Source organism: Corynebacterium variabile, from assembly GCF_006539825.1.
Classification (GTDB): Bacteria; Actinomycetota; Actinomycetes; order Mycobacteriales; family Mycobacteriaceae; genus Corynebacterium; species Corynebacterium variabile.
The window spans coordinates 16,019-42,943 of the sequence record NZ_BJNT01000013.1 but is presented as its reverse complement, the minus strand read 5'-3'; the positions used below and the strand labels follow the sequence as shown (position 1 = coordinate 42,943).

28 protein-coding genes are annotated in these 26,925 nt (G+C 69.0%); 15 read left to right on the top strand and 13 right to left on the bottom strand.

Features of this window, described 5'->3' with window-relative positions:
- Window positions 1–148 precede the first annotated feature (148 nt).
- From CVA01_RS08560 to CVA01_RS08535, 6 genes are read right to left on the bottom strand one after another with little or no spacing between them, the layout of a single operon-like run.
- A complete protein-coding gene (locus CVA01_RS08560) occupies window positions 149–712 on the bottom strand; it encodes a hypothetical protein (protein ID WP_141330060.1) in 564 nt (187 codons plus the stop codon).
- The gene (locus tag CVA01_RS08555) at window positions 709–1,302 is read right to left on the bottom strand and encodes an Asp23/Gls24 family envelope stress response protein (protein ID WP_141330058.1); all 594 of its coding nucleotides are present in this window, start codon (window positions 1,300–1,302) and stop codon (window positions 709–711) included. The genes CVA01_RS08560 and CVA01_RS08555 overlap by 4 nt, the downstream gene beginning before the upstream one ends.
- A 4-nt stretch (window positions 1,303–1,306) precedes the next feature.
- Complete coding sequence (locus tag CVA01_RS08550; RefSeq protein ID WP_141330056.1) at window positions 1,307–2,200, bottom strand: Asp23/Gls24 family envelope stress response protein; 894 nt, start codon at window positions 2,198–2,200, stop codon at window positions 1,307–1,309.
- A gap of 6 nt (window positions 2,201–2,206) precedes the next feature.
- Window positions 2,207–2,395 carry a hypothetical protein gene (locus CVA01_RS08545; RefSeq protein WP_014010897.1) on the bottom strand — a complete coding sequence of 63 codons (189 nt, stop codon included), beginning with the start codon at window positions 2,393–2,395 and terminating at the stop codon, window positions 2,207–2,209.
- Window positions 2,392–2,880, bottom strand: a complete 489-nt coding sequence (locus CVA01_RS08540; protein ID WP_141330054.1) for a hypothetical protein — start codon at window positions 2,878–2,880, stop codon at window positions 2,392–2,394. Before CVA01_RS08540 ends, CVA01_RS08545 begins: the two co-directional genes overlap by 4 nt.
- 18 nt (window positions 2,881–2,898) lie before the next feature.
- Window positions 2,899–3,399 carry an Asp23/Gls24 family envelope stress response protein gene (locus tag CVA01_RS08535; RefSeq protein ID WP_141330052.1) on the bottom strand — a complete coding sequence of 167 codons (501 nt, stop codon included), beginning with the start codon at window positions 3,397–3,399 and terminating at the stop codon, window positions 2,899–2,901.
- Between the two features lie 666 nt (window positions 3,400–4,065).
- On the opposite strand from CVA01_RS08535, the gene rpsJ reads away from it, so the two are divergent.
- The 11 genes from rpsJ to rpsQ are packed head-to-tail and all read left to right on the top strand — an operon-like array spanning window position 4,066 to window position 9,232.
- A complete protein-coding gene (rpsJ, locus tag CVA01_RS08530; protein WP_010120790.1) occupies window positions 4,066–4,371 on the top strand; it encodes a 30S ribosomal protein S10 in 306 nt (101 codons plus the stop codon).
- A 40-nt stretch (window positions 4,372–4,411) separates the two neighbouring features.
- Window positions 4,412–5,068: a 50S ribosomal protein L3 gene (rplC, locus tag CVA01_RS08525; protein WP_014010894.1), complete on the top strand. Its 657-nt coding sequence runs from the start codon at window positions 4,412–4,414 to the stop codon at window positions 5,066–5,068.
- Window positions 5,065–5,715: a 50S ribosomal protein L4 gene (gene rplD / locus CVA01_RS08520; RefSeq protein WP_014010893.1), complete on the top strand. Its 651-nt coding sequence runs from the start codon at window positions 5,065–5,067 to the stop codon at window positions 5,713–5,715. The genes rplC and rplD overlap by 4 nt, the downstream gene beginning before the upstream one ends.
- A complete protein-coding gene (gene rplW, locus CVA01_RS08515) occupies window positions 5,712–6,014 on the top strand; it encodes a 50S ribosomal protein L23 (protein WP_014010892.1) in 303 nt (100 codons plus the stop codon). The genes rplD and rplW overlap by 4 nt, the downstream gene beginning before the upstream one ends.
- A gap of 36 nt (window positions 6,015–6,050) precedes the next feature.
- Window positions 6,051–6,893 carry a 50S ribosomal protein L2 gene (gene rplB, locus CVA01_RS08510; protein ID WP_014010891.1) on the top strand — a complete coding sequence of 281 codons (843 nt, stop codon included), beginning with the start codon at window positions 6,051–6,053 and terminating at the stop codon, window positions 6,891–6,893.
- Between the two features lie 15 nt (window positions 6,894–6,908).
- Window positions 6,909–7,187 carry a 30S ribosomal protein S19 gene (gene rpsS, locus CVA01_RS08505; RefSeq protein WP_014010890.1) on the top strand — a complete coding sequence of 93 codons (279 nt, stop codon included), beginning with the start codon at window positions 6,909–6,911 and terminating at the stop codon, window positions 7,185–7,187.
- 2 nt (window positions 7,188–7,189) lie between these two features.
- Window positions 7,190–7,552: a 50S ribosomal protein L22 gene (gene rplV / locus CVA01_RS08500; RefSeq protein WP_014010889.1), complete on the top strand. Its 363-nt coding sequence runs from the start codon at window positions 7,190–7,192 to the stop codon at window positions 7,550–7,552.
- A complete protein-coding gene (rpsC, locus tag CVA01_RS08495) occupies window positions 7,552–8,301 on the top strand; it encodes a 30S ribosomal protein S3 (RefSeq protein WP_014010888.1) in 750 nt (249 codons plus the stop codon). Before rplV ends, rpsC begins: the two co-directional genes overlap by 1 nt.
- 3 nt (window positions 8,302–8,304) lie before the next feature.
- Window positions 8,305–8,721, top strand: coding sequence for a 50S ribosomal protein L16 (gene rplP, locus CVA01_RS08490; protein WP_014010887.1), 417 nt, complete (start codon window positions 8,305–8,307; stop codon window positions 8,719–8,721).
- Window positions 8,721–8,954: a 50S ribosomal protein L29 gene (gene rpmC / locus CVA01_RS08485; protein ID WP_014010886.1), complete on the top strand. Its 234-nt coding sequence runs from the start codon at window positions 8,721–8,723 to the stop codon at window positions 8,952–8,954. The genes rplP and rpmC overlap by 1 nt, the downstream gene beginning before the upstream one ends.
- Complete coding sequence (rpsQ, locus tag CVA01_RS08480) at window positions 8,951–9,232, top strand: 30S ribosomal protein S17 (RefSeq protein ID WP_014010885.1); 282 nt, start codon at window positions 8,951–8,953, stop codon at window positions 9,230–9,232. The genes rpmC and rpsQ overlap by 4 nt, the downstream gene beginning before the upstream one ends.
- A 108-nt stretch (window positions 9,233–9,340) precedes the next feature.
- Here rpsQ and CVA01_RS08475 read toward each other — a convergent pair whose 3' ends face one another.
- Both CVA01_RS08475 and CVA01_RS08470 read right to left on the bottom strand, forming a co-directional pair.
- Window positions 9,341–10,927 carry a (2,3-dihydroxybenzoyl)adenylate synthase gene (locus CVA01_RS08475; RefSeq protein ID WP_218024567.1) on the bottom strand — a complete coding sequence of 529 codons (1,587 nt, stop codon included), beginning with the start codon at window positions 10,925–10,927 and terminating at the stop codon, window positions 9,341–9,343.
- Window positions 10,928–10,974: 47 nt separating this feature from the next.
- Window positions 10,975–17,730: a condensation domain-containing protein gene (locus tag CVA01_RS08470; RefSeq protein WP_141330050.1), complete on the bottom strand. Its 6,756-nt coding sequence runs from the start codon at window positions 17,728–17,730 to the stop codon at window positions 10,975–10,977.
- 87 nt (window positions 17,731–17,817) lie between these two features.
- Here CVA01_RS08470 and CVA01_RS08465 point away from each other — a divergent pair, with 87 nt between their 5' ends.
- Window positions 17,818–18,096, top strand: a complete 279-nt coding sequence (locus CVA01_RS08465; RefSeq protein ID WP_141330048.1) for a phosphopantetheine-binding protein — start codon at window positions 17,818–17,820, stop codon at window positions 18,094–18,096.
- 11 nt (window positions 18,097–18,107) lie between these two features.
- Here CVA01_RS08465 and CVA01_RS08460 read toward each other — a convergent pair whose 3' ends face one another.
- Both CVA01_RS08460 and CVA01_RS08455 read right to left on the bottom strand, forming a co-directional pair.
- Entirely contained in the window at window positions 18,108–19,853 is a 1,746-nt protein-coding gene (locus CVA01_RS08460; RefSeq protein WP_141330046.1) for an amino acid adenylation domain-containing protein, read from the bottom strand.
- Window positions 19,850–21,205, bottom strand: coding sequence for a SidA/IucD/PvdA family monooxygenase (locus tag CVA01_RS08455; RefSeq protein WP_141330044.1), 1,356 nt, complete (start codon window positions 21,203–21,205; stop codon window positions 19,850–19,852). Before CVA01_RS08455 ends, CVA01_RS08460 begins: the two co-directional genes overlap by 4 nt.
- 86 nt (window positions 21,206–21,291) lie before the next feature.
- Here CVA01_RS08455 and CVA01_RS08450 point away from each other — a divergent pair, with 86 nt between their 5' ends.
- The gene (locus CVA01_RS08450; RefSeq protein WP_141330042.1) at window positions 21,292–21,987 is read left to right on the top strand and encodes a GNAT family N-acetyltransferase; all 696 of its coding nucleotides are present in this window, start codon (window positions 21,292–21,294) and stop codon (window positions 21,985–21,987) included.
- Between the two features lie 110 nt (window positions 21,988–22,097).
- The gene (locus CVA01_RS08445; protein ID WP_244938224.1) at window positions 22,098–22,730 is read left to right on the top strand and encodes a GNAT family N-acetyltransferase; all 633 of its coding nucleotides are present in this window, start codon (window positions 22,098–22,100) and stop codon (window positions 22,728–22,730) included.
- A 16-nt stretch (window positions 22,731–22,746) separates the two neighbouring features.
- Here the strand turns inward: CVA01_RS08445 and CVA01_RS08440 are convergent, their stop codons facing one another.
- From CVA01_RS08440 to CVA01_RS08430, 3 genes are read right to left on the bottom strand one after another with little or no spacing between them, the layout of a single operon-like run.
- Window positions 22,747–23,856 (bottom strand): acyl-CoA dehydrogenase family protein, encoded by a 1,110-nt coding sequence (locus CVA01_RS08440; RefSeq protein ID WP_141330038.1) that lies wholly within the window; start codon window positions 23,854–23,856, stop codon window positions 22,747–22,749.
- Window positions 23,853–24,947, bottom strand: coding sequence for a dimethylsulfone monooxygenase SfnG (gene sfnG / locus CVA01_RS08435; RefSeq protein WP_141330036.1), 1,095 nt, complete (start codon window positions 24,945–24,947; stop codon window positions 23,853–23,855). Before sfnG ends, CVA01_RS08440 begins: the two co-directional genes overlap by 4 nt.
- Window positions 24,947–25,519, bottom strand: coding sequence for a flavin reductase family protein (locus CVA01_RS08430; RefSeq protein WP_141330034.1), 573 nt, complete (start codon window positions 25,517–25,519; stop codon window positions 24,947–24,949). The genes sfnG and CVA01_RS08430 overlap by 1 nt, the downstream gene beginning before the upstream one ends.
- Before the next feature lie 349 nt (window positions 25,520–25,868).
- Between CVA01_RS08430 and CVA01_RS08425 the strand changes: the two genes are divergently transcribed.
- Window positions 25,869–26,870: a type IV toxin-antitoxin system AbiEi family antitoxin domain-containing protein gene (locus CVA01_RS08425; protein ID WP_141330032.1), complete on the top strand. Its 1,002-nt coding sequence runs from the start codon at window positions 25,869–25,871 to the stop codon at window positions 26,868–26,870.
- The last annotated feature ends 55 nt before the right edge of the window (window positions 26,871–26,925 follow it).

Sequence of the window (26,925 nt, the reverse complement as noted above, 5' to 3'; positions counted from 1 at the left end):
ACTGATCCCCGGGATCGGAGGTGGGGGCTTCGTCATGCGTTGGCGGGTGGGGGCCGCGGGCAGTCGACAGGGGCGCCGGACCATCGGACCAGTGTGGTCCGGCGCCCCACGGCGCGTGGTCAGGCATCACCTGGGGCCATGCCCGGGGTCAGTTGCCCTGTGTCACCTGCTCGATCTGGAGCAGGAAACGGGGCCGGATGTCCTGGTCGGGCAACGCGGCGGCGATGTCCGACGAGGCCTGTGTACACGCCTGACGCAGGCCCATGACGTCCGCGTCCGCCGTGGCACGCAACCGGATCTCCAGCACGTCAGTCGACCGGTCCTCCACCGCCCGTAACGTGGCGGACCGGATGTCATCCCGGGCCTCGAAGGTCTGCGCGACGGCGGACGCCAGGTCTGCCGGATGGATACTGATGACTCCGTCGGTCCCGGATGCCGGCGAGGTCTTCCGGCCCAGCCTCTTGCGCTCGATGTTCACCGCCAGCAGCACCAGACCCAGGACAAAGAGGACGAGGGAGGTGATGCGCAGGATATTATCGTAGTTCTCCCGGTCCGGGAGGCCTGCCCAGAAGTCCCGGTCGGCGTACTCACCGATACGGTGGGCGACATCCCAGTCCACCGCCAGTCCGATACCCCAGGTAGCCAGGCCGGCGAAAACGAGGAAGAGCAGGAAGGTGATGAAGCGGTCGAAGCCCGCCTTTCCGCGGTTCATCGACGATCACCTCCCGGTGTCGAGGCGACGACTTTCACGACGACGGCGGGTTGCGGATCGAGCATCGCCGCCAGGTGTCCCACCTGCTCGGACACGGCCGCTGAGACAGCGTTCCGTTCGGCCTGGTCACCTGCGGCGGTGGTGGCCGTCACAGTGATGCGCTTCCGGGTCGCCACGGTGGACGCCCGGAGTACCCCACCGGCCTGTCGGGCGGCCGCGGTACTCATGCGGGCGACATCGACTGGACGTGCGTAGAGGGCGGCGTCCTCCCCGAAGGAGAGGTGCGTCCTCGCACGGGGGCGCAGGGTCGCCATCAGGAGGATCAGTGCGACCAGGGCGCAACCGATCGCGGCAGGAAGGACCCAGTCGGCGTAGGTGACGTCGGCGATCCAGTCGTAGACCGGGGACAGCAGCTGGTCGGTGTGGATGGTCCCGCGAACCACGAGCAGGTCGTGGACGGCGACACCACCGGCCGCCAGCAGCAGCAGGCCGAGGAGGATGGTCCACCACCGCGCCCGGGGGGACGCCGCAGGCACCGGTGCCGGTGTCAGTGCCGGCGTCAGAACCGGCGCCGAGGGTTGTTCGCTCATGCCCTCATTCCTTTCCTTCGTCCGGTCGGTTGTCGCTGGCGGCGCCCTCGGCGACCTCGTCGACAGTCCTGTGGCGCCCCACGGTCGGGGTGATGCGCGGGTGACGGTTCACCGTCACCGGCGTCGCCGCATGCCGTTGAGTCTGCGGGAACACCGTCACCGGCAGTCCCTGCGGGGTCGGTACAGCCTGTACCGGAAGGCCCTGCGGGGTGGGGATGTTCTCGAGGCGGGGACCGGGTGGTGTCGGGATGTCGTGCATCACCGGACGCGGGGTCGGCGCCTCAGGCTCGACCACCGGAGGGTGCGTGACATCGATCATGGTGAGGGGGGTCCGGGGTGCGGTCCGCACCTCGTCGAGTCCGGGCGCCGGGGGAGTGGCGACATGGTCAGGACGCTGCGGGCGTCCGGCACGTACCGGGGTCAGCGGTCCGCGCTCGCGGGTGACCGGGTGCGCTGCCCCGGATACCGCACGCTCGACGGTGGGGGAGGTGGCGGCGAGCGGCGTCGCGACGACGGGTTCGAGTTCGGGGGAACGCGGGGCGTCCGCGAGGTCGGTGGTGGTGACGCGCGCGGCCGGGACCACGGCGCCGACGCTCACGTTGACCGTGGAGACGGCGATACCCGTCGCGTCGGTGATCCACTGCGCGACAGTCTCCCGGACGGCCTTCGCGACGTCGACCACGGGACTGGGCCAGGCGACGGCGATCTGGATGTCGACGCTGACTGAGCGGTGGCCGGCATCCCACCGCAGATCGACGCGCGGGAGGCTGCGTCCGGTGAAGCGGTTGATGCCCGAGGAATGACTGAGGACGCCGGGCACCGACAGTGCGCCGCGGACGGCGAACTGCCGGGGGACCCGGTCGTCGATCGTCGTGCTGCTCGGGGAAATGGATTCCACGGTGGATCAGCCCCGTCCGCGGTGCCCCGAGCTGAAGACGGCCCGGAGGTCGATCAGGCCCTCGAGGTGGGCACCGACGATGCCGCCGACACCGCAGAGCACGGCGACGACGAGGAAGCCGGTGATTCCGGCCCACAGGGCACCGACGGCGAGCAGGAAGCCGACAAGCACGCCGACGAGGGTTGCGTACCTCATTGTTTCTCCGATCTGGAGTTGCTGGAGTCTCTGGTGGTGCCGGTGTCCGTGTAGCGGCGGGCACCGGGGAACTTGCGGGGGAGATGCTCCTGGACGGAGCGGACCACGGAGGACGCCGCCTTGCCCGCGTTCTTCCGGACCTTGCGCAGCCTGGGCGTCTGGGTGTCGACGACCAGGCGTGCCCGGTCGCGGATCTCCTCGGCCCGGCGGTAGACCTCGTCGGTGTACTGCTCGGCGAGATCGGTGGCCTGTCGCGCGACATCCTCGGGGATGAACCCGGGCAGGTGGATGTCGTTGAACTCCGGTCGGGGCCTGGTGCGGCGCTGCCATTCGCCGTCGAGTCGGGCGAGCGCCTCGATGAGCGCCTCGTCGGAACCACCGTGGTCCGGATGGTTGTCCCGGATCACCTGACGGCGGCGTCGGACGTACTCCGGGTCGTCACGGAAGGAGCCCCGGGAAGAGTCGCGGGAGGTTCGGTCAGCCATGGTCTCTGCAGTCCCCGGTTACTGGACGCGCGGAGCCTTCTCGGGCTCGGCGTCCTCCCCTTCGTGGTCGTCATCGCCCGGGAGGTGGACGTCGTGGACGGTGACATTGACCTCGGTGACCTCAAGCCCGGTCATCTCCTCGACGGAGATGATGATGTTGCGGCGGATGGCCTCGGCGAGCTCGTGGATGGCCACGCCGTACTCGGCGACGATAGAGATGTCCACGGCCGCCTGGCGCTCGCCGACCTCGACGGAGATGCCCTGCTGGACGTTGACGCGTCCTCCCGGGATACGCTCGCGCAGGGCGCCGAGGGCGCGGGCGGTGGAGCCGCCGAGACCGTGCACGCCGGTGACCTCGCGCGCGGCCATGCCGGCGATCTTGGAGACGACGACATCGGCGACGGAGGTGCGTCCGTGGTCGGTGACCAGGTTGGAGCCGTCCTCGCGGACGGCCGGGGTGGTGGAGGACGAGGGGGTGGTGTTCTCGGTCTTCTCGTCCGCGGGCGTGGAGTTGCTCATGTGGTTACGTCCTTCGTTCGGTAGGCGGTCGGTGTGTGGCCTGCGTGGTGCAGGAGCCTTTCTGTGCCCATGGTAGACACCGGAGAAAGCTGAACGTCCTGCAGTTCGGGGCCACGTGACCCACATCCGGAGTCCGGTCCGGTGTGATGTTGACCATGCTACGCGGTACGTCGTCCCCCGGACTTGATTGTCGCCGGTAGAGCGTGCTTTAATAGCTCTCGTTGCTTTGACACGTCTCCTGCGTGCCCGGATCACCTCCGGACGCAAGACGGTGACGATGGTGAAGTGAGCATGAACCACACGGATGCCCTCCGGGGCAGCCACGGGTTCCAGCGCAGGGTCACGGACTTGTCCGTCCTGCGGGAGCCGGAGTGGGGCATGGCAAATAAACAGCGGCAGTTAAGCGAAGGTCCCACGCATCATGGGGGCTCTTCCTCGGATGGCTCGGGTTTCCCGGTCGTTTCCGGTCAATGACGGCGCAGTGGTGATTGCCTCCCCTCCCCGTCCCGGATTCGACGCAGGAACCCGCACGGTCATGAAGACACTGGCGTCTGTGCCAGCTTCATAAGCCGGACAGCGTTAACCAAGAAACAAGAAGTTCCCACGCCATCGGGCAGGGAAGTCACCCACCCGTCATTGGAACGGGGAACGAGGAAGAGGACTAGCGTGGCGGGACAGAAGATCCGCATCAGGCTCAAGGCCTATGACCACGAGGCAATCGACGCTTCTGCCAAGAAGATCGTCGAGACGGTCACCCGTACCGGTGCCCGCGTGGTCGGCCCTGTGCCTCTGCCCACCGAGAAGAACGTGTACTGCGTCATCCGTTCGCCGCACAAGTACAAGGATTCTCGCGAGCACTTCGAGATGCGCACCCACAAGCGGCTCATCGACATTCTCGACCCGACGCCGAAGACCGTTGACGCTCTCATGCGCATCGATCTTCCGGCCAGCGTCGACGTGAACATCCAGTAATCCTGGTCTTTGAGTCGGAACTGAGCAGCGGAGCAGAATTATGAGCGAAAACGAGATCAAGGGCATCCTGGGCAAGAAGCTCGGCATGACCCAGATCTTCGACGAGGAGAACCGGGTCGTCCCGGTCACCGTCGTCGAGGCTGGGCCCTGTGTCGTCACCCAGGTGCGCACCAAGGACACCGACGGCTACGAAGCCGTCCAGATCGCCTTCGGCGACATTGACCCGCGTAAGGTCAAGAAGCCGCAGGCCGGTCACTTCAAGAAGGCCGGCGTGACCCCCCGCCGCCACGTGACGGAGATCCGCGTCGAGGACGCCTCCGCCTACGAGGTCGGTCAGGACATCACCGCCGAGCTCTTCGCCGACGTCACCTTCGTCGACGTCACCGGCACCTCCAAGGGTAAGGGCTACGCCGGCGCCATGAAGCGTCACGGCTTCGCCGGCCAGGGCGCCTCCCACGGTAACCAGGCCGCCCACCGCCGCGTCGGCGGCATCGGCGCCTGCGCCACCCCGGGTCGTGTCTTCAAGGGCACCCGTATGGCGGGCCGCATGGGTAACAACCAGGTCACCCTGCAGAACCTCAAGATCGCCCGGGTGGACGCAGAGTCCAACCTCGTGCTGATCAAGGGTGCCATCCCCGGAATCAACGGTGGCATCGTCACCGTCAAGACCGCAGTGAAGGGCGGTGCACACGCATGAGCAATCTGACCCTCAACGTCCACACCGCTGACGGATCCACCAACGGTACCGTCGAGCTTCCGGCGTCGATCTTCGACGTCGAGCCCTCTGTGCCGCTGATGCACCAGGTCGTCGTGGCCCAGCTGGCCGCGAAGCGCCAGGGCACCCACGCCACCAAGACCCGCGGTGACGTCCGCGGCGGTGGTAAGAAGCCGTTCCGTCAGAAGGGCACCGGTCGCGCCCGTCAGGGTTCCACCCGTGCGCCCCACATGACCGGTGGTGGCACGGTCCACGGTCCGCAGCCGCGTGACTACGACCAGCGCACCCCGAAGAAGATGAAGGCCGCCGCTCTGCGCGGTGCCCTGACCGACCGCGTCCGCAACGAGCGCATCCACCTCGTGGAGGAGCTCGTCGCCGGCCAGACCCCGTCGACCAAGTCGGCGCGTTCCTTCCTGGGACGCCTCACCGACCGCAAGACGGTTCTGGTTGTCCTCGGTCGCGAAGACGTCACCGCCTGGAAGTCCGTGAACAACCTCCCGGCTGTCCACGCTCTGTCCTTTGACCAGCTGAACACCTACGACGTCCTCAACGCGGACGACGTGGTCTTCTCTGTCGAGGCGCTCAACGCCTTCATCGAGCAGTCCAGCAAGAAGGAGGAGGCCAAGTGACCACCATCGCTGACCCCCGGGACGTCATCATCGCCCCCGTCGTCTCCGAGAAGTCCTACGGTCTCATGGAGCAGAACGTCTACACGTTCCTGGTGAGCCCGGACTCCAACAAGACCCAGATCAAGATTGCCGTCGAGGAGATCTTCGGTGTGAAGGTCGCCAGCGTTAACACCCTCAACCGTGCAGGCAAGCGCAAGCGCTCCCGCACCGGTTACGGTCAGCGCAAGGCCACCAAGCGCGCCATGGTCACCCTGGTCGCCGGCAGCGAGCCCATCGACATCTTCGGTGGCGCGGCCTAGGCCGCGGATACCGACAGGTAAAGAGAGAGCAGAAGTATGGCTATTCGCAAGTACAAGCCGACTACGCCGGGTCGCCGCCAGAGTTCCGTGTCCGAGTTCGACGAGATCACTCGTTCGACCCCGGAGAAGTCTCTGCTGCGCCCGCTGTCCAAGACCGGCGGCCGCAACGTCCACGGCCACATCACCACCCGTCACAAGGGTGGCGGTCACAAGCGCCGTTACCGCGTCATCGACTTCCGTCGTGTCGACAAGGACGGCGTGCCCGCCAAGGTCGCCCACATCGAGTACGACCCGAACCGCACCGCGAACATCGCGCTGCTTCACTTCGCCGACGGCGAGAAGCGGTACATCATCGCGCCGAAGGGTCTCAAGCAGGGCCAGGTCATCGAGACCGGTGCCCAGGCTGACATCAAGCCCGGCAACAACCTGCCGCTGCGCAACATCCCGACCGGTACCACCATCCACGCTGTGGAGCTGAAGCCGGGCGGCGGTGCCAAGCTGGCCCGTTCCGCCGGTGCTTCCATCCAGCTCCTCGGTAAGGAAGGCAAGTACGCGATCCTGCGTATGCCGTCCACCGAGATCCGTCGCGTCGACATCCGTTGCCGCGCCACCGTGGGTGAGGTCGGAAACCAGGACCAGATCAACATCCGCTGGGGCAAGGCCGGCCGCATGCGCTGGAAGGGCGTCCGCCCGACCGTCCGCGGTGTCGTCATGAACCCGGTCGACCACCCGCACGGTGGTGGTGAGGGTAAGACCTCCGGTGGTCGCCACCCGGTCTCCCCGTGGGGCCAGCCTGAGGGCCGTACCCGCAAGCCCAACCGTCCGAGCGACAAGCTGATCGTCCGCCGTCGCCGTGCCAACAAGAACAAGAAGCGCTAAAGGAGGTAGTTGAGAATGCCACGCAGCCTCAAGAAGGGCCCGTTCGTGGACGAACACCTCCTCGCGAAGGTGGACGTCCAGAACGACGCCGGCACCAAGAAGGTCATCAAGACCTGGTCACGCCGTTCGACCATTCTCCCCGATTTCATCGGTCACACTTTCGCCGTCCACGACGGTCGGAAGCATGTCCCGGTGTTCATCGATGACTCGATGGTCGGTCACAAGCTGGGCGAGTTCGCCCCGACCAAGACCTTCAAGGGTCACATCAAGGACGACAAGAAGGGTCGGCGATAGTCATGTCCGACACCATCAACTCCGCACGCGCCACGGCCAAGTTCGTTCGGGTCACCCCGATGAAGGCCCGTCGCGTCATCGACACCATCCGCGGCAAGTCCGTGGAGGACGCGCTGGCGATCCTGCGCTACGCCCCGCAGTCGGCCTCTGAGCCGGTCGCGAAGGTCGTCGCTTCCGCCGCCGCGAACGCCGAGAACAACTTCGGCCTGGATCCGAACTCGCTCGTCGTCTCCGAGGCTTTCGCCGACGAGGGACCGACGCTCAAGCGGTTCCAGCCCCGCGCCCAGGGTCGGGCCTTCCAGATCCGCAAGCGCACCAGCCACATCACCGTGGTTGTCGAGAGCCAGAAGGGAAGTGCTCAGTAGTGGGCCAGAAGATTCACCCCCACGGCCTCCGGCTGGGTATCACTTCCGAGTGGCGCTCCCGCTGGTACGCCGACAAGCAGTACGCTGACTACCTCGCCGAGGACATCAAGATCCGCGAGTTCCTGTCGAAGGGCCTCGACCGCGCCGGCATCGCCGACGTCGTCATCGAGCGCACCCGCGACCGCGTCCGCGTGGACATCCACACCGCCCGCCCGGGCATCGTCATCGGTCGCCGCGGCGCCGAGGCCGACCGGATCCGTGGCCGTCTGGAGAAGCTGACCGGTAAGCAGGTCCAGCTGAACATCCTCGAGGTCAAGAACATCGACGCGAACGCCCAGCTGGTGGCCCAGTCCATCGCTGAGCAGCTGACCAACCGTGTCGCCTTCCGTCGGGCGATGCGCAAGGCCATCCAGTCCGCGATGCGTCAGCCCCAGGTCAAGGGCATCAAGGTTGTCTGCTCCGGTCGTCTCGGCGGCGCTGAGATGGGCCGCACCGAGCGTTACCACGAGGGTCGCGTTCCGCTGCACACCCTGCGCGCCGAGATCGACTACGGCACCTACGAGGCCCGCACCACCTTCGGCCGCATCGGCGTGAAGGTCTGGATCTACAAGGGCGACGTCGTCGGCGGTCGCCGCGAGTCCCTGCTGAACGCCCGTGACGAGCGCAACTCCCGCGGTGGCGCCCGTCGTGAGCGTCCGCGTCGCGGTGGGGCCCGCCGGCAGCGTGCCGACCAGAAGCAGGAGGGTTAACCCATGCTTATCCCCAAGCGCGTCAAGTTCCGCCGCCAGCACCGGCCGCACCGTTCCGGTGTGTCCAAGGGCGGCAACCGCGTGACCTTCGGCGACTACGGCCTGCAGGCCCTGGAGCCGACCTACATCACCAACCGTCAGATCGAGGCTGCTCGTATCGCCATCAACCGCCACGTCAAGCGTGGTGGCAAGGTGTGGATCAACATCTTCCCGGATCGTCCGCTGACCCAGAAGCCGCTCGGCGTGCGTATGGGTTCCGGTAAGGGCCCGGTCGAGAAGTGGGTCGCGAACGTCAAGCCCGGCCGCATCCTGTTCGAGATGTCCTACCCGAACGAGGAGATCGCCCTCGAGGCTCTCCGTCGCGCCGGTAACAAGCTCCCCTGCAAGGTGCGTATCGTGAAGAAGGAGGATCAGTTCTGATGGCTACCGGTACCCCGGCTCACGAGCTCCGTGACCTCAGCAACGACGAGCTGACCACCAAGCTGAAGGAGGCGAAGGAGGAGCTGTTCAACCTGCGCTTCCAGAACGCCACCGGTCAGCTGACCAACAACCGTCGCCTCGGCACCGTCAAGCGCGACATCGCCCGGATCTACACCGTGCTCCGTGAGCGCGAGCTGGGCCTGTCCACCGCTCCGGAGGGTGACGCAGCATGAGTGAGGCCAACGTGACCAACGAGAACACCAAGGGCAGCCGCAAGGTCCGTCAGGGCTACGTGGTGTCCGACAAGATGAGCAAGACCATCGTTGTCGAGCTCGAGGACCGTAAGCGCCACGCGCTCTACGGCAAGATCATGCGCACCAACACCAAGGTGAAGGCGCACGACGAGGAGAACTCCGCCGGTATCGGCGACCTCGTCCGCATCGAGGAGACCCGCCCGCTGTCCAAGGACAAGCACTTCCGTCTCGTCGAGATCATCGAGAAGGCCAAGTAGTCTCTGCCTCACGGCAGGGCTCACGCCCGATCGTCTGATCTGAAAGCCCCCGCCCCCGGGATTGCCCGGGTGCGGGGGCTTTCGCATCCCCGGGGTCGGGAAGTACCCCTACCCCTGCTGTGCCTTCTTCGAGACCTTGCCGACACCGGTGAGCGGGAACTCGGCGACGATGTCGATGAGGTCCGGCACCGCGAAGCTCGACAAGCCGGCCTCGCGGGCGAACTTCCGCAGCTTCGTGGGGGTCAGCCCGTGGGCGGCGGGGTCGGAGGCGGCGTCCTGCCGGGGGATGACGAAGGCGCGGATCTTCTCACCGAGCACCTCGTCCGGCACGCCGACGACAGAGACGTCGTGGACGGCGTCATGGGTGAGCAGGATGTTCTCCACGGCCTCCGGCGCGATCTTCTCGCCACCCCGGTTGATCTGGTCCTTGGCACGTCCGACGACGGTCAGCGTCCCCTCGCGGAAGACGACGATGTCGCCGGTGCGGTAGAAGCCGTCCTCGGTGAACGACCGGGCGTTGACCTCGGGGGCGCGGTGGTAGCGGCGGATGGTGTACGGACCGCGGGTCAGCAGGTTGCCCGGCTCACCCTCCGGCACGTCGACGTCCTCGTCATCGACGACGCGGATCTCGTCCCACGGACTCATCGGGCGGCCCTGTGTGGAGACGATCTCCTCGATCGAGGCGTCCAGCGGGGTGTAGTTGACCAGACCCTCGGCCATGCCGAAGACCTGCTGGAGCGTCCAACCGAGCTCCGGGCGGACGCGCCGCGCCGCAGCCTCGGACAGCTTCGCCCCGCCGACCCAGACGGTGCGTACCGAGGACACGTCGTAGGCGTCGCGCCCGGGGAAGTTCAGCAGACTGATCAGCGCCGGCGGCACCAGGGCCAGATGGGTGACGCCGTGTTCGGCGATCAGCGGGAGCACCTCGGTCGGCATCGGGTCGGCGGCGAAGACGATGGACGCCCCGACCTGCACCGCACCGAGGATCCCCGGGGAGCTCATCGTGAAGTTGTGGGAGGCGGGCAGGGCCACGAGCAGCACATCGCCGTGCCGCAGATCGCAGACGTCGACGGAGGCGCGCACCGAGTAGAGGTAGTCGTCATGGGTCTTCGGGATCTGCTTCGGCACACCGGTCGTCCCGCCGGAGAGCTGCAGGAAAGCGAGTTCCTCGGAGGGGACGGACGCGGCGTCCGGCACGGGGAGGGCGTCCGCCCCGTCCCACGGGGACGCCTCGTCGATGAGGATCATGGTGACGGTGCCGGCGAGGTCGGCAATGTCCCTGTGCACCCGGGCGAGGTGCCGGTTCGGGGTCCCGGTGGAGACGTAGAACCGGGCCGGGGCGTGGGAGGCGAAGTGGCGGATCTCGGCGGAGCCGTGGGCGGGCAGGGAGAAGACCGGGATCGCGCCGAGCCGCCAGACGGCGAAGACGGTCTCCAGGTAGGCCACGGAGTTCGGCAGCTGGATGATGACGCCGTCACCGCGTCCGACCCCGGCGCCGGCCAGGACGGCGGCGGCACGGGAGACTCCCGCGTCCAGGTCATACCAGGTCACGGTGCAGTGTCGGTCGGTCGCGGCGGTCCCGGTCGGCCAGGAGTCCACGGCACGGCGGAAGAGGGCCCAGTGGGTGTCGCCGGTCCATGCGCCGAGCTCGCGGTAGCGCTCAGCGTCCTCACGGGAGACGCCGGTGGCGAGCATGCCGGGGTCGTCGGAGTCGGTCGCGGCGTCGAGAACAGTCTGGTGGTTCACTGAAGTCCTTCCAGGATGGCGGGGGTGATCGCGTCCCAGCCGGCGTCGGTGGCGAGGCCGGTGTGCGTGAGGTCGAGGGTGAGGGTGCGCGGGGTGCGGGGGAGGACGCCGGCCCAGGCGGTGGCGGGGTCCCAGTCGCGGAGCCCGTTCAGGTAGGCGACCCGGTCATCGGCCTTCGTGGCGACGATGAGCTGGGTCTCGCCACCGAAGCCGGTGAGGTCCACCGGGGTGGCGGTGCGCAGCAGACCGTCGCAGTAGGCGAGGTTCGTGCCGAGAGTACGGGCGACCATTTCGGCGGCCTCGGCGCCCCCGGGCAGGTCGTCGATGTCGGGAACACCGGCGACCGCGGCGATCTGCGTGGCGGTCAACTCCGGCGTCCCGGCGGATTCTGCGGGCCGGGGACCGGCACCGGCGGGGTAGGCGTCCATGATGCCGAGCCAGGAGACCTCCTCGCCGCGGCGCAGCAGTTCGGCGGTCATGGCCTGCGCGAGGACGCCACCGAAGGAGTAGCCGAGCAGCCGGTAGGGGCCTTGCTCCTGGACCTGCTGGATCGAATCGACGTAGCCGACGGCCAGGTCGACCAGGTCGGTGACCGTCGGGTGAGGGTCCGGCAGCTGCAGCCCTGTGACGGGGACGTCGTGGTCGGTGAGTCGGTCCGCCAGGCCGCGGAACGGCAGGGCGAACCCACCGCCGGGGTGCACGGCGAAGACCGGGGCCAGCGTGCCGGGGCCCAGCGGCAGGATCTGGCCCGACCCACCGCCGGTCAGCCGGGCGGCGAGGGCGGCGGGGGAGCCGGTCTCGACGATGTCCTGGATGGTGACTTCGTCGAGCCCTTCCCGGCGCAGCCGACCGAGCAGTCGCATGGCGAGCAGGGAGTGCCCGCCGATGTCGAAGAAGTTGTCGTGGTCGCCCACATGGTCCTTCTTCAGCAGGGACGCCATGACGCGGGCGACGGTCGCGGTGACCTCTGCGGCATCGAGGCAAGGCTTAGCGGCGGTGGGCGACGCCACGTGAGTGACCGGCGTGACCGGCGCCGCGTCCTGCTGTCCGTCCTGCTGTACGATCTTCCGTTCGGCCCTCTCCCAGCGCGGTAGTCCGGTGAGTACCTCATCCACCGTCGGATCGCCGACCAGGGCGTGGAGCACGCTGGTGAGTGTGTCGCGCGCGAGGGCGACGAAGGCGGCGTCCACCAGGTCGGGGCGGTGCGCGAGCACGACCCGCATCGGCTCTCCGGTGTCGCTCGGCGGTGCGACGCAGGACAGCGGGAAGCTGGTCATGCCGTCGACGTGCACCTCCGCGACGCCGATCCGGTCGCCGGTGAAAGGAGTGGAAGGCAGCGAGGGGAAGTTGTCGAAGACGACGAGGGTGTCGAACAGGGCCCCGCCGCCGGCGAGCTGCTCCACGCGGATCAGCGGGGTGGATTCGTGCGCGGTCATCGCCGCCTGGGTGCGTCCGATGGTCCGCAGCAGATCGGTGACGGTGCCGGCGCGGGCGGCGGCGTCGAGGGTGACGCGGGCGGGCAGGGTGTTGATGAACAGGCCCACGGTCTGCTCGATACCGGGCAGTTCGGTCGGACGCCCCGAGACCGTGGTCCCGAAGATGATGTCTTCCCGGCCGGTCAGCGCGGCCAGCGTCAGCGACCAGGCGGCCTGCAGCAGGGTGTTTCCCGTGACACCGGCGGCGCGGGCACGCCGGGACAGGGAGTCCGGGACGGTGAGTTCGTCGACGGTCTCGTGGGTGACCTCTCCGGCACGTTCCAGGTCCTCCGGCGTGGCCGGGGCGAGATCATGGATGATCGTGCCGTGGACGGTGCCGGTGTCCGCTCCGAGCCGTCCACGCCAGGCGGCGTCATCGGCGTCGGTGGCTCCCGACGCGTCGCGGTCGGCCAGCCAGGCGAGGTAGTCGGAGTAGGGGGCGGCGGTCGGCAGGGCGTCCCCGTGGTAGATGCCGAGCAGGTCACGCAGCATGACCGGGGTGGACCAGCCGTCGGTGAGCAGGTGGTGGTTGCCGAGGACCAGGCGGGCGGAGATGCCACCGTCCACGTCCCGGGGAAGCAGCACGAGTTCGGCGGCGACGAGCGGGCCGGAGGCCAGGTCGATGCGTCGGGACGCCATGACGCGCTGGCGTTCTTCGGCGGCGGCCGTGGCGGCGTCGGTCGGGAGGTGACGGAGATCGACGGTGCGCCACGGCAGCTCGACACCACGGGGAATGAGCTGCACGGGTTCGTCGAGGCTCTCGCCGTCGAAGCGGGCGCGCAGCAGGTCATGACGGGCGAGGGTGGCACGGAACGCCCGGTGGAGACGGTCGGCGTCCACCGGTCCGCGGAGGTCGATGCCGGCGGAGAGGACGTAGCCCGACCCACCGCTGAGCGCGTGGTAGAGCAGGCCCTCCTGCATCGGGGAGACCGGCAGCACGTCGGCGAGCGGGCCGTGGTGCTGCTCCCAGGTGTCGATCTGTGCCTGGCTGACCTCGACAGCGAGGTCGGCGGGGCTCGCACCGCCGTCGGTGGTGCGGGCGAGCACGGCCAGGGTGGTCAGCGCGTCGGTGAGCTGCGCGGTGAGTTCCGGGGTGCCGTTGTAGAGCCGGGCGGCGTCCGGGCTGACGAGCAGGTGCGGCGCACCGGCGGTGAGCAGCGTCGGCCCGGTCGGCAGCATCCGGGAGGACGCCAGCCCGACCGTCAGCGCGGGGACCTCTTCCGTCGGCTCAGCCTCCTTGACCTGCAGCAGGACCTCGCGGGGAGTGCCCGTGGCTGCGGGGACGGTGACGGTGTGGGCGAGATTGCCGAGGACCTGCGTGCCGCTGGTGCGGTGGCGCAGGCCGACGGGCTGACCGGTCGCCAGTGCCGCTGCTGCGGTGAGGACAACCTCCGGGGAGGTGCGGAACAGCTCGGGGAGCAGGGTGAACAGGGCCTCGCGGTCGGGCACACCGAGCAGCGTGGGCTCCTGTGCCGGCTCCTCTGCCGGCTCCTGTGTGTCGACGGCGACGAGGTCGGGTTCGGTGGTGGTGTCGGTCAGCGCGGCGGCACGCCAGGACCCGGCGGCAGGACGCAGCGGGCAGCCGGTCAGGGCGCGCTCGAGCTCTGCGAGGAAAGCGGCGGCACTGTCCGGGTCGAGGACGCTGCGGTGCACGAGGACCTGCAGGTCACCGTTCTCATCCGGGGTGGTGATGCGCCAGACGAGACCACGCTGCGGGGCGAGGTCGGCGGTGGTGGGAGCGGTGTCTGTGCTGTCGGCGATGACCTCGGCCGGGTCGACCAGCGAGGTGCGCGGAATGATGATCTGCGGGGTCGGTCCGGTGAGATCGAGGACACCACGCAGTGCTCCGTGGGTGGTCATCATCGTGGTGACGGCGGTGAGCAGACGCGCGTGGTCGAGTCCGGGGGCGGAGACGGTGCAGGCCATGGCTGCCCCGTCGGGCACAGTCATGGTGGGGAAGGAGCCGGTGGCGTAGACGGTCTGTGCGGTCTGTGCGGTCTCTCCGGTCGCCGTGGTGGCCGTGGCGGCCCCGGTGTGTCCGGTGCTCCCGGTGCTCCTTGATCCTGGCGTGACCTGCTCGGCTGCGGCGGCGACATCGGCCAGTTCCGTCCCGGCGAGCAGGTCCTTCGCCCTGATGCCGTAGCCGCGGTGGCGCAGGCGTCCGGCGGCGGTGAGCGCACCGATGCTGTCGCCACCGAGGCTGATGAAGTCCCGGTCCAGCGGTAGCCGGTAGCCGGAGTCGAGACCGAGGATCCCGGCGAGGACATCGGCGAGGACCAGCTCGGCGTCGGTCCGGGTGTTCACTGGCCCGTCCTCTGCCGCCCCCTCCGGGAATCTGCCACCTCTCAGGTCGTTTTCCCGGGCCCTGGATGACCTGAGGGGTGGCAGATTTCCGCTCGGGTCGGTGGTCGTGTTCTCCGCCAGTGCGCGACGGTCGACCTTGCCGCCGACCGTCAGCGGCAGTCGCCCGTGGATCTGTACACGGGTCGGCACGAGGTGACCGGGCACGGTCTCGGCGACCGCAGTCCGTACGTCGAACGCCGGGACCTGCGCGGTAGCAGTCTCGGTGAGCGAGACATGGGCGATGAGCTTCAGCGCGCCGGGCGTCCCGAACGTGCCGACGGCGGCACCGGTGATCTCGGGCAGGGCGAGCAGTGCGGCCTCGACCTCGCCGGGTTCGACCCGGTGGCCGCGGATCTCCACCTGGTCGTCGGCCCGGCCGAGGAACAGGGTGCCGCGTCCCGGCACCCACCGCACGAGGTCACCGGTGCGGTAGGTGCGGGTGCCGTCCAGGTCAGGGAGGATGTCACCGAAGACCTCACCGGAGGCCCCACCGAAAACTCCGGCGGTCTGCTCCGGGCGGCCGCGGTAACCCAGCGCGACCTGCGGACCGGCGAGGACGAGCTCACCGACCTCGTTGTCCGGCACCGGCTCACCGTCGGTGTCCAGGATCAGCGCGGTCATGCCCGGCACGGCGCGACCGATGGTGACCGGTCCCGGCGTAACGCGTGCGGTGAGGGCGTCCACCGTGGTCTCGGTGGGCCCGTAGACATTCCACGCCGAGACCCCGGACGCCGCGAGCCGGTCCCACAGGGACGCCGGGATCGCCTCACCGCCGAGGATGACGGTGCCCACCACGGAATCATCGAGCGCGCCGGAGTCGATGAGCGCACCGGCGAGCGAGGGGGTGGCATCGAGGACGCCGATCCGGTCGCGCTGCAGCACGGTGCGCACCGTGGCCGGATCACCGACGGTGCCGTGGTCGTAGAGGTGCACGGTCGCTCCGGTGAAGATCCAGGCGAGCTGGTCGAGGGCGGCGTCGAAGGAGAAGGACGCCGTGTGCGCGACATGGAGGCGTCCGTCGGTGGAGCGTGACCAGGCGTCCGGCCACAGCTCGGCGGCGTGCCCGGCGAGCAGGGCTTCGACGGCGGACCGGGTGATCTCCACGCCCTTCGGGGTGCCGGTGGTGCCCGAGGTGTAGAGGAGATACGCCAGGTCAGGGGTGGTCCCTGCAGTGCTGTCGGTGCTGTCGGTGATCCGCAGCCCGCCCTCGTCGAGCACCGCCACAGCGCCGGAGTCGGCGAGGATCTGCGCCCGCCGGGCCGCCGGGTGCTCCCGGTCGAGGATGACGAAGGCGCGGTGGGCACGCCACACGGCCAGGACCGCGACAGCCAGCGCCGGGCCCTTCGGCAGGTCGAGGGCGATGACCGAGCCTTCCACACCGACTCCGGACAGTCCGGCGACCAGCTCGGTGACCTGCCCGTGGACCTCCGCCGCGGTGAGGGCGATGGTGGCGTCGTCGCTGACGAGCAGGGGAGCGTCCGCGGTCTCCCACGCGCTCTCACCGACAGCACGGCCCCCGAGTCGGTCGATGAGGTCATCGAGGGTCGGGACGACCTCCGGCAGCGGCTCACCGGAGCGGGCCTCGGCGACGGACGCCCGGAAGGCGGCGTCCCGCAGTCGGACATCGGCCAGCGGGCCGGAGCAGGTGAGGAAAGCCCGGATGTCCTCGAGCCGCTGGCGGGCGGTCACCGCAGGGACGCTCACCGGGTCAGTCTCGAAACCGAGGTCGACGCCACCGTCGGCAGCCGGGGTGGCCACGAGGACGAGGTCCTCCGGCGGGCCACCGGCGACATTGCGCAGCACACCGACGGTGCCGTTGAAGTCGAGCGAGAAATCAAAGGTCTTGAGGTTCAGTCCGATGCCGTGCAGCACCGCCGGGCCACCGGTGCCACGCAGGTCACGGGCCAGTTCGGAACCGGGGTAGCGCTGGTGGGAGCGGACCTCGTCGAGAGCGGAGTGGGCCGCAGCGGCGACCTGCTCCAGGGTGTCCGTGCCGGCGACCGGGAAGCGCAGCGGCAGCATGTTCACCAGCATCGCCGGGGTGCGTCGCAACGGGCCGGAGGTCCGGGCCATCATCGGCATCGCCAGCAGTGCCTCGTCCCCGGCAAACCCGAACTTGCGCAGCCAGGCCCCGTAGGCCGCCATGACCAGGTCCGACCAGACCAGGCCGGCGGCCTCGGCACGGGAGCGCAGGTCGGCCATCTCCCCGGCGGAGAGCCGCACGGTCGTGGTGATCGAGGTCGTGCCCGCCCCGTGGACGTGGTCCTCACGGCCGGCGGTGTCCGGAGCGGGCGTGAGGTAGTCGTGCCAGAACGCGCGGTCGGCGTCCTTGTCCGTGGCGGCGTAGGCCAGGTCGGCCTCGATAACCTCGGCGATCGGGGCGAACCTGGTACGCCGGGCGGCGCGTCCTCCGGCCAGCTCGGTGTAGTGCGCGGCGGTGCGACGGGTGAGTAGGGCGGCGCTGTATCCGTCGACGATGATGTGGTGGTACAGCTGCACGCACCACACCCGACGCAGCCCGTCGTCATCGGAACCCAGGTCGAGGATCAGGTAACGGTGCAGGTCACTGCCGGTCATGGTGCGCCAGCGCTCCCCGCAGGACGCTTTCTCCGCGTCCACGACCGCGTGGGCGAGCAGCACCGGGTCCGGCGCGCCGGAGAGGTCACGGACCTCCGGGCGGGACGCCGGGGTGTCGTCGACGACCTGGCGGGGGCCGTCGACGGTGTCGGTGACGTGGAGCCGCAGGGTCTCGGACTCGTCGACGGTCAGCCGGACGGCCTCGGCGAGCAGGTCGACGGGGCTCTCCCCGTGCGCGCCGGGGGCCAGACCGTCGAGTTCCAGGACCTCGCCCACGACGTAGTAGGGGGAGGTCGGGTCGAGGAGCTGGGCGTTCCAGATGCCGCGCTGGGCGGCACCGAGGTCGAGCAGGGACAAGACAGTGACCTTTCAGGTCTGGTGAGGCTCAGTTAAGCCGGGGTGGTAGAGTCCGCGCGGAACAACCGCACGAGGAAAGGCAGATACATGGCAGAGCAGGCAGACCAGGTGGCGCAGAAAGAGCAGGGCGCTCTCGACGACCTCATGGCGTCCCTCCGGGTGAAGGTCGCCACGCTGATGAACGTCGAGGTCACTGACCTCGACGAGGACGAGGAGCTCATGGACCAGGGGCTGGACTCGGTCCGCCTCGTCGAGGTCGTCAGTTTCCTGCGGGACGCCGGCTACCAGGCCGACTTCGCCGACCTGGCCGAGGACAGCTCGCTCGCCGCGTGGCGTGAGCTCCTCGAGGAGCTGGGGGAGAACTAGCCCGGGGAGAACTAGAACAGCTCCGCGAGGGCCTTGCGGTCGAGCTTGCCGTTGTGGCTCATCGGCAGCGTGTCGACCACGAGGATCTTCGAGGGGACCATGTACTCCGGCACTTCGCGGGCGAGGTCCGTGGCCAGCGTGGTGACGTCCAGAGTGGCGTCCGCAGCGTCCTCGTCGGCGATGACGGCGGCGTAGAGCACCTGCGCGCCGTCCTCGTCGGCGGCGACGGCGGCGGCCTGACGCACACCCGGCAGTTCCCGGAGACGGGACTCGACCTCGCCGAGCTCCACGCGGTTGCCGCGGATCTTCACCTGGTCGCCGATGCGGCCCAGGAACTTCAGGACGCGGCGTCCGCCCACCTCGGTCCAGGCGACGATGTCGCCGGTGCGGTACATGCGGCCGCCGTCGGACTCGGGATGGAGGGATTCGACGAATACCCCGGCGGTCAACTCGTCACGGTTGAGGTAGCCCAGGCCGACCTGCGGGCCGGCGAGGCACAGTTCGCCGGGGGTGTCCCAGGCCTCACCGGCGGGGTCGATCTCCGTGCCGGTCGCGCTGCCGTCGTCGGCGAGGACGTAGCAGGCCACGTTGTCCTCCGGCAGGCCCAGCAGGCTGGCCGTGTCATCGAAGTCGTCGGCATTGACCAGCTCGTCGGTGTACTCGATCCAGGTGACGTCCATCGCCGTCTCGGTCGGGCCGTAGAGGCCGTAGACGTGGCAGCCGATCTCGTCGCGGGAGCGGCGCACGATGTCCGCGGGCACGGCCTCGCCGCCGAAGATCATGTGGCGGATATTGCTGAACGCGCTCAGCGGGACGCCGAAGTCGTCGAGGACGTCGAAGAGGACGCGCATCAGCGAGGGGACCATCGACATGACGGTGACGTCGTAGCCGGAGATCATCGACACCAGCGCGTCGACGTCACCGGGCCACCAGTCGGGGGCGGGGACGACGACCACACCACCGGTGGCCAGCGGTCCGATGAGTTCACCGACGCCCACGTCGAAGCTCACCGGGGCCTTCTGAAGCATGCGGATCGGGGCGGACTCGTCGCCGACGGTGGTCAGGGCGCGACCCATCCACAGCATGTGCGCGGTGACGCCGATGTGCGTGTTCACCGCGCCCTTCGGCGTCCCCGTGGTGCCCGAGGTGTAGATGATGTAGCAGGGGTCCTCGCCGATGACCGGGCGGGACTGCTCGGCCTGGCTGAACGGGCCGGCGGTGGCCCAGGCGGGGTCGGCGGAACCGTCGATGATCGCGCGGCCCAGGGGGGAATCGTCGGTGATTGTCGCGGTGACGATGCCGGACTTCGCCAGACCGTCGGCCAGGTCCGCCGGGAGGGACGCCCCACCGAGGGCGAAGGCCGCGGCCGGCTCACAGTCGCCGAAGATGAAGGCCACGCGCTCGGCCGGGTAGGAGGCGTCCACCGGGACGTACACCGCACCGGCGCGGATGATGCCGGAGACGACGGCGGACATCCAGCCGCAGCGGTTGGCGAGCACGGCGACACGGTCGCCGGTGCCCACGCCACGCTCGCGCAGGTAGCGGGCGACGGCGGTGGCGCGACGGTCGAGCTCGGCGTAGGTCAGCGGACCACCGTCGCCCACGACAGCAGGGTCGTCGGGGTGGGCCGCCGCGGTCTGCGAGAACAGGACGTCGAGCGTGCCCGGCTCGATGTCGACGGTCGGGCCGAACCGCAGGTCATCTGCGCGTCCGGTGTAGGCGGGGGCTGAAGACGCTGAAGACAGGGAAGCGGTCACAGGGTGATCCTTTCGGGGGACGGGACGGTGGAGGTAGGGGAGGCAGGGGAGGCAGGGTGGACGCCGAGTCCGGCGAGGACCCGGTCGGAAAGTTCACCCAGGCAACTGAGGTTGGCGAAGCCGGGGCCCTGCCGGAAACCGGCGAAGGCGGGGAGGAAGAGAGTGGGGGACATGCCCTCCAGTGAGAGGTCCCCGGCGATGCGGTCCTCGACGGCTCCGGCGGTGACCGCGCCACCGCAGGCGGAGATCAGCGAGGCGACGGTGCGCTCGTCCAGCATCCGGGTGAACCACAGCGGCGAATTGCCGCGGGCGTCGATGACGAGGTCGAACAGTTCGGTGCGCTCACCGGTGCGTCCTCCCGGAAGGTTCTCGGTGAGGTGCACCGCCGTCGCCCCGGCCTCGCCGGTGACCGCGCTGACGCGTCCGCGCAGGTGGCTGACGCGGTCCTCGGCCATGAGGTTGGTCTGCACCCGGGCGGAGAACACGCCCCTGTCGCAGCGGGCGATGACGTCGCGCCGGGCGTCCTCGTCGAGGGAGGCCCACGCCCGCGGGTCGGTGTAGATCTCGTTCTCGAAGACGCCCTCACCGCGGGAGAAGATTGTGGCCGTGGGTGAGACGACGGCGATGTCCACCACATCGTGGCGGACCACTTCGTCGATGATGGACGCCGCGGTCTCGCCGCCGCCGATGACGGCGGCACGGCTGGCCGCGGGGAGGCGTCCTGCCCCGACCGCCGACCAGAAACCGGACACGGAGAGGACGCTCGGCAGCGGGGCGATGCGGCGGTCGGAGCGTCCCGGGCCGGTCATCATCAGGGCGTCCGCGGTGACGCGGGTGGTGGTGCCGTCGGCGAGGTCGACGGACAGCGACCAGCCGTCGGCGCCGAGGTTGCCGGTGCCGTGGGTGTTGCGCAGTCCGATGCGGGTGACCTGGCCGTTGACCAGGTTCATGCGGGTGTTCACCGCCGCCCAGCGCAGGTAGTCCGCCCAGAGGTAGTGGCGGGGCGAGGGGTGTCCGCGGTCGACCCAGGAGGCGTAGCGGTCCGTGGCGATGAGGAAGGCCTGCCAGCTGACCGCCATGAGTTCGCGGTCGACGGAGCGGTTGAGCGGATCGGTCTCCCCGGACCCGGCGATGCGGGTGCGGTAGGGGAAGCCGACGTCCTTGGTAGGGGAGGTGCCGAGCTGGTGGCGTCCGTCGGTCCAGCCACCGCCGGACCGCCAGTTTCCGCCGATGCCCTGGTAGTCCACGACGGTGATGTCGGGGGCGGGCAGCCCGAGGCTGCGCAGGGCGTGCGCTTTGGCCTGGACGGCGACCGCTTTCGGGCCGGCGCCGAGTATGACGAGTGACTTCACGTGGGTAGGGTACCTTGGGAAGGTCACCCTGATCAAAGGTAAAGGGTGGCTACCTTACTGCATACGCCGAAAGTGGTTGTCACGCCATGACCCCGAACCCTACACACTCTGCCGGACAGCCGATGGATCCCGACGTCGATCTCAGCGTCCTGCACCGCCTGCGCGCGGACGTGCCCGCCGGAGAATTCCTCCCCGACCCCCCGCCGGTGCCCGCCGAACTCGGCCGCGGCCTCGACGCACACTTCGCGGTCCGCCCCGCCGATCCTGCGAAGGACGCCGGGATGGTCGCCGAATGGATGCAGACCCCGCAGCTGGAGGCCGCGTGGGAGCAGCCCTGGCCCGCCGAACGCTGGGCCGCGGACTGGCGGGCGAAGCTCTCCACCACCTACTCCGTGCCCGTCATCGTCTCCTACCAGGGCCGCGACGTCGGCTACATGGAGATCTACCGGCCGCACCGGGACGAGATCGGCAAGGTCTACCGCTCGCAGCCACACGATCTCGGCTGGCACGTCGCCATCGGTGACGCCTCCCTGACCTCCAACGGCATCTTCGGACCGTTCCTGCGCGACCTCACCGGGGCGCTCATGGCCGCCGACCCGGAGTGCACCCTCGTCATCGTGGAGCCGGACGCCGGCAACGAGCGTGTCCACCACGGGCTGCGGGCCTTCGGCGCGGTGGACGCCGGCGAGTGGCAGCAGCGTGCCGACCGTCGCGTCCGGCTGTTCCTCTGGCCGGCGGAGGGGGAGGACGCCCAGGCGCGGCTGTTCGACCGGGAACACTGACCGGAGCCGCACGGCCCGATCAGGATCATGTGTTAGGGTCGCCTCCGTCGCATCTCCGGCGACACCCCTACCCCATGTCATCCTGTCCCCTCACCCCTAAGGAACTCTCCATGCCAGGCGCTCCCTCACCGATCCTGTCACGTCTGCGGACCGATCTTCCCGCCACCTCAGTACTTCCCTCCCAGCCCCCGGTGCCCGTCCTGACCGGGGGATTCGCTGATTTCGCCCTCCGTGTCGCCTCACCCTCGCCCGATTCGGCGGACGCCGCCCTCGTCGCCGAGTGGATGTCGCGTCCGCACCTCGTCGAGACCTGGGAACAGCCCTGGGGACCCGAGCGCTGGGCCGAAGACTGGCGCGCGAAGCTCGCCACGACCTACTCCGTGCCCCTGATCCTCTCGCTGCGTGGTGAGGATATCGGCTACATGGAGATCTACCGGCCCCACCGCGACGAGATCGGTGCGGTCTACGCGTCGGAGCCGCACGACCTCGGTCTGCACATCGCGGTCGGTGACCCTGAGCTCGTCGGTCAGAGGATCGTCGGGCCCATGCTCGGTGCCCTGCCGCCTGCGCTGCTGGACGCCGATCCGGAATGCCGGGTCGTGGTCGGCGAGCCGGACCACCGCAACGGGCGGGTCCATGCGGTGCTGCGCCGTGAGGGGTGGATCGACCGGGGTGAGCGGCAGCAGCGCCCTGACCGGCGGGTGCGCCTGTTCCTCTACGGGGAGGACGCCGCGACGCGGTGACCGGCGTCCGCGGCGCTCACAGCTGCGGCCCGAGCTCCGGTGCTTCGCCCGTGAGCGCGGCACGGCCCAGGACCGCGGCCTTGTCGCGGCGTCGTTCATGGAGAGTATGCGTGCGCAGGTCACGCCAGTGCCGGTCGAGGCCGTCGTCGCCGTGGGCCGCCGTGCCGCGGGTGCCGGTGAGTTCGAAGATGCGGGACGCCACATCGACCGTCAGTGCACCCGTGGTGACTTTCGCGGCGGCGACCTGCAGGGCGGCGTCCGCCCGGTCGGCGTCGGTCGGGTCGGGTCGCGACCACAGGGCGTCGAGCGCCCGGCCGGCCTTCTCCAGGACCGCCTCGGCGGCGAAGCGTTGCGCGGTGAGTTCGCCGGCGAGCTGCGCGGTGAGGTCATCGGTCGAGGTGGTGGCGACGAGTCCACTGTCCAGGGCGGACGCGGCGATACCCACGTCGATCGCCGTGTGCAGCAGCTGCGCGAACGCCCCGTAGCCGGGAAGTGCGAGCGCGCGGTCAAAGGTGTGGACGCGGTGGTCGGGGACCGCGGCGTCCTCCAACGTGACCGTCCCGGAACCGGTGAAGCGTTGACCGAGGGCGTCCCAGTCATCGTGGACACGGATGCCGGGGGAGCCTGCGTCGAGGAACGCGGCGACGGTCTGGCGGTCGTCGCCGGGGCGACGCGCGGTGACCGCCAGGACATCGGCGAAGGGGGAGCCGGTACAGAAGATCTTGGTGCCGTTCAGTGCCTTGTGGTGGAGCGTGACCGGGTCCCGCTCAGCCTGGGCGTTGGCGATCAACGCGCCGGTGAGTAGGCGCTCGGCCCAGTACTCCTCGTATCCGGGGTGGTCGCCGGCGAAGAGCCAGCGGCTGAAGGTGAAGTGCGACTGCGGGATCTGCGCGAGGGACCCGTCGGCGGTGGCGAGGATCCGCAGGGCGTCCGCGATCTGTGACGGCGGGAGTTCCGGGCCACCGAGACGCGCCGGGACGGTGGCGGCGAGCAGACCTGAGGGTTTCAGTGCGGTGACGGCGTCCTTGATCCGGTGTGCACGGCCTGTGTGATCGGCGGCATCCCCGGAGACGACGGCGGCCACCGCACGGGCGGCGGTGGCGGGACCGGTGAGTACCGCGGTCATGCGTGAGTCGGGACGTGACTGCTGGTCCGGGCCCGCAGCGGTGCGATGACCTCGGTGCCGAAGCGCTCGACCTCCTCCTGGAAATTGAGGTGTCCGGTGAGCACGAGGTCGGCGCCGATGCTCCGCAGCTCCTCGATCCGCTCGCTGATCTGGTCGGCAGTGCCGATGAGCCCGGTGCGGAAACCGTCGTTGTACTGCACGAGGTCTTCCAGGGAGGAGTTCGCCCACATCCCCTTGCCGTCGGCAGTGGACTGGCCGGCCTGCTTCACGGACGCGGCGAAGCCCTCGACCGCGTCCTGGTTGGCCTGCGAGATGATGTCCCGGAGCCTGTCATGGGCCTGCTCCTCGGTGTCCTCGAGGATGACGAAGCCGTTGACGCCGATCTTCACCTCGCGTCCGGCCTCCTCGGCATGGCGGCGGACCTGGTCGATCTGGAGCTTCAGTTCGTCGACCGGGGCACCGTTGAGGAAGTACCAGTCGGCGAAGTGTCCGCCGTTGAACTGTGCGGCCGACGAGTTGCCGCCCTGGAAGAGCTCGGGGGCGACGGTCGGGTGCGGGCTGATGGAGTAGTCGTGCAGTCGGTAGAAGTCACCGTTGAACTCGGCGTGGTCGCCGGCGAAGATCGCGCGGAGGACCTGCAGGAACTCGCCGGAGCGGCGGTAGCGTTCGTCATGCTCCAGCCAGGGTTCGCCGAACTTCTGGAACTCGTCCTTCAACCAGCCGGAGACGACGTTGAGGGCGAAGCGTCCGTCGTAGAGTTCACTGGCGGTCGTGGCGAGGTTGGCGAGGACGGCGGGCTGCCAGAAGCCGGGGTGGACGGCGGCGATGACCTTGAGTTTCTCGGTGGCCTCGAGCAGGGCGAGGGAGAAGCTGACGGACTCGTGCTGGGACTCGGCACCGTAGGAGCCGAGGTAACGGACCTGGGACAGGGCGTAGTCGAAGCCGACCTGCTCGGCGGTCTGCGCCAGGCGGCGGTTGTAGTCGATACCCCAGTCGGTGGTCTGCTTGATGTCCGAGACGACGAGGCCACCGGAGACGTTCGGGACCCAGTAGGCGAACTGCAGGTCGTCGGCGATCCGCGCGGTGGACACTACAGCTCTCCGATCGTGGTGACCTGCGAACCGTGGAAGACCAGCGGTGCGGCGGACGGGGCGTGCTGGGCGACACGATCGACCTCGAGGACGGCGGTGACGTGGTCGCCGGTGTCGAGTTCGTTGATGATGTGGCCGGTGAGATGGACCGCGGCGTCCTCGACGAGGACCGCGTTGCGGTCGTTGTCCCAGGAGATGCCGTCGAACCGTTCGTCGATCGGTCCGGCGAGCTGGCGGACGAGTGAGGCGTGGTCGGCGGTGAGGACGGAGATGCCGAGGTGGTCGGCGGTGCGCAGCAGCGGCCAGGAGCGGGAGGACTTCTGGACGCTGACCGCGACGAGGGCGGGTTCCAGGGAGAGGCCGACGTAGGAGCCGACGATGAGGCCGATGGGCTTGTCGTCGACGACGGCGGCGAGTGTGGTGATCGGGGTCGGGATGGACGCCCACGCGGAGCGGAGCTCGGTGGGGGAGAGCGGTGTGGTGGTGGTCTTGGTGGTGGTCGAAGTGGTGGTGGTGCGGGTGGTGGTGCGGTCGGTGGTCGAGTGGGCTGCTGCTGAGGTCGGTGCTGTCATGCCCACGAGTAGACCACTCGGTCTGGATTGGACGCCACGAATACCAGAACCCCTGAATGGAAGGGTCCGGGGGCTCGCTGCGTCCTCGCTGAGTCCTCTCGGCGTCCTCCCTGTGTCCTCACTGCGCTGGGGCTTCATGTCTGCGGCACTCACAAAATCGGAACTTAGTGGCACTCAGATCCGGATATGTGAGTGCCGCAGACATGCTGCATATGTGGGGCGTGGTCGGGTGGGGGATCGGCGCGGACATTCTTCAGCTCATCTTTGCGGAAGTGACCCGCAGATGCTTTCCGGTTGCTAACCTGAAACTGTCGAGGCAGGGGGTCTCACACCGGACAACGGGGGAAATGTGGCGCAGGAGCCGAAGATCGGCCGGTCGCAGAAGAAGAAGCGGTCACGGCTCTGGACAACCGCTGACCTGCAGAAGTCGGGTAAGCACTCGTCGCAGATTGCGGCGGCGGTCGCCGAGGGGAAGATCCACCGGGTCATTCCGGGCATCTACAGCACGGAGCCGCCTACTGACCTGCTGCGGCTGCGGGAGTTGAGCCGACGGCACCACCGGGGCGTCGTCTATACCGGCGTGACAGCGGCCCACGTCTACGGGCTCGGTGGGATGACCTGGCCGGCGAGCGGTCGCGTCGACCGGAAAGGAAGTCGGGACGGCGGGGAACTCCTCACCCTCACGGCGGAGCGGACGCGGCGCCCGGTGGTCGTCAACGACGTGTCCGTCACCTCGCCGATCGAGACCGCCGTCGGACTTCTCGCCGTCGGCTGGGACAGAAAGAAGCTGCGGACCTTTCTCACCGGCCGGTATTCCGGAGCGAAGGGCAATGAGGTGCTTGCCGAGGATCTCGTCGCACTTCCGCCCCGGATCAGGAAGGACGCCACGGACCTGCTCGACGGCCTGGTCACCGGCACGGCGAGCAAGCTGGAGCTGAAGGCGGTGAAGTACATTCTCGAAGGACTCGACGGTATCGACGTCACGGTGAAGGTCAACGAGGTCGTCGCCGGATACCGGTTCGACATCGTCATCGAGGAAGCTGATCTGCTGATCGAGATCGACAGTTTCGCGTTTCACGGCCCGAGCGGCAGAGAGTCGGCCGAGCGCACGTTCGAGCTGGACCGGTGGAAGGGCAACACCGCCGTGCGCGCCGGGTGGGAGCTGCTGCGTTTCACCGGTGACACGGTGCGGTGGCTCCCGGAGCATATGGTCGGGATGGTCGTGGATACGGTGCGCTACAACCTGCGTCATCCGCGGACGCGTCGGAAGCGCACGCTGAAGGAGTTCCTGTTCCTGGACGGCCCGGCGCAGTACTGGCATGCGTTGTTGAAGCCGTCCTCGCGGTTGTGAGGATCGCCGACGCCGGGAGGCTGGAGGGCTTCATGTCTGCGGCACTCACAGAACC

Bases quoted from the DNA above. Each gene is read 5' to 3' on its own strand.
- CVA01_RS08560 (WP_141330060.1), bottom strand. From the start codon at position 712: ATGAACCGCGGAAAGGCGGGCTTCGACCGCTTCATCACCTTCCTGCTC.
- CVA01_RS08555 (WP_141330058.1), bottom strand. From the start codon at position 1,302: ATGAGCGAACAACCCTCGGCGCCGGTTCTGACGCCGGCACTGACACCG.
- CVA01_RS08545 (WP_014010897.1), bottom strand. From the start codon at position 2,395: ATGAGGTACGCAACCCTCGTCGGCGTGCTTGTCGGCTTCCTGCTCGCC.
- CVA01_RS08540 (WP_141330054.1), bottom strand. From the start codon at position 2,880: ATGGCTGACCGAACCTCCCGCGACTCTTCCCGGGGCTCCTTCCGTGAC.
- CVA01_RS08535 (WP_141330052.1), bottom strand. From the start codon at position 3,399: ATGAGCAACTCCACGCCCGCGGACGAGAAGACCGAGAACACCACCCCC.
- rplC (WP_014010894.1), top strand. From the start codon at position 4,412: ATGAGCGAAAACGAGATCAAGGGCATCCTGGGCAAGAAGCTCGGCATG.
- rplD (WP_014010893.1), top strand. From the start codon at position 5,065: ATGAGCAATCTGACCCTCAACGTCCACACCGCTGACGGATCCACCAAC.
- rplB (WP_014010891.1), top strand. From the start codon at position 6,051: ATGGCTATTCGCAAGTACAAGCCGACTACGCCGGGTCGCCGCCAGAGT.
- rpsS (WP_014010890.1), top strand. From the start codon at position 6,909: ATGCCACGCAGCCTCAAGAAGGGCCCGTTCGTGGACGAACACCTCCTC.
- rplV (WP_014010889.1), top strand. From the start codon at position 7,190: ATGTCCGACACCATCAACTCCGCACGCGCCACGGCCAAGTTCGTTCGG.
- rplP (WP_014010887.1), top strand. From the start codon at position 8,305: ATGCTTATCCCCAAGCGCGTCAAGTTCCGCCGCCAGCACCGGCCGCAC.
- rpmC (WP_014010886.1), top strand. From the start codon at position 8,721: ATGGCTACCGGTACCCCGGCTCACGAGCTCCGTGACCTCAGCAACGAC.
- rpsQ (WP_014010885.1), top strand. From the start codon at position 8,951: ATGAGTGAGGCCAACGTGACCAACGAGAACACCAAGGGCAGCCGCAAG.
- CVA01_RS08475 (WP_218024567.1), bottom strand. From the start codon at position 10,927: ATGCTCGCCACCGGCGTCTCCCGTGAGGACGCTGAGCGCTACCGCGAG.
- CVA01_RS08465 (WP_141330048.1), top strand. From the start codon at position 17,818: ATGGCAGAGCAGGCAGACCAGGTGGCGCAGAAAGAGCAGGGCGCTCTC.
- CVA01_RS08450 (WP_141330042.1), top strand. From the start codon at position 21,292: ATGACCCCGAACCCTACACACTCTGCCGGACAGCCGATGGATCCCGAC.
- CVA01_RS08445 (WP_244938224.1), top strand. From the start codon at position 22,098: ATGCCAGGCGCTCCCTCACCGATCCTGTCACGTCTGCGGACCGATCTT.
- CVA01_RS08440 (WP_141330038.1), bottom strand. From the start codon at position 23,856: ATGACCGCGGTACTCACCGGTCCCGCCACCGCCGCCCGTGCGGTGGCC.
- CVA01_RS08430 (WP_141330034.1), bottom strand. From the start codon at position 25,519: ATGACAGCACCGACCTCAGCAGCAGCCCACTCGACCACCGACCGCACC.